This window comes from Desulfovibrio piger (genome assembly GCF_012843875.1).
Lineage (GTDB): Bacteria > Desulfobacterota > Desulfovibrionia > Desulfovibrionales > Desulfovibrionaceae > Desulfovibrio.
On sequence record NZ_JABAFY010000134.1, the window covers coordinates 1 to 504 of the forward strand.

General features: G+C 40.7%; 1 protein-coding gene. It reads left to right on the top strand.

Going from position 1 to position 504, the window contains the following annotated elements; translation table 11 throughout:
• Positions 1-504 (top strand): MFS transporter (locus HF854_RS12485; protein WP_168936567.1); only part of this gene is annotated, 504 nt, incomplete at both ends.

Genomic DNA, 504 nt, shown 5'->3' on the forward strand with positions numbered 1-504 from the left:
GGTTGGTACAGTTTGGCCAGAGGGCGGAAGACGAGCATTTAATGCGATGTATGTTGGACAAAACGTTGGTATTGCGATTGGAACAGCGTGCGGTGGCTTAGTTGCGTCGTATCGTTTTGATTATATTTTCTTAGCGAACTTTATTTTATACTTTGTTTTCTTCTTAATTGCTTTTATTGGATTCCGTGGTATGGAAGACAAAAAAGGGTCAGAGGTACAAAAAGAAGTCGAAACGAAAAAAGGGTGGTCACTTACACCGGGATTCAAAGCACTTCTTATTGTGTGTGTAGCATATGCTTTATGCTGGGTTACATACGTACAGTGGCAAGGGGCGATTGCAACACATATGCAAGAATTAAATATTAGCCTTCGTCACTATAGTTTATTATGGACGATAAACGGAGCGATGATCGTTTGTGCGCAGCCGCTCGTTAGTATGCTAATTCGCTGGATGAAGCGTTCTTTAAAACAACAAATTATGATTGGGATTTTCATTTTTGCGGC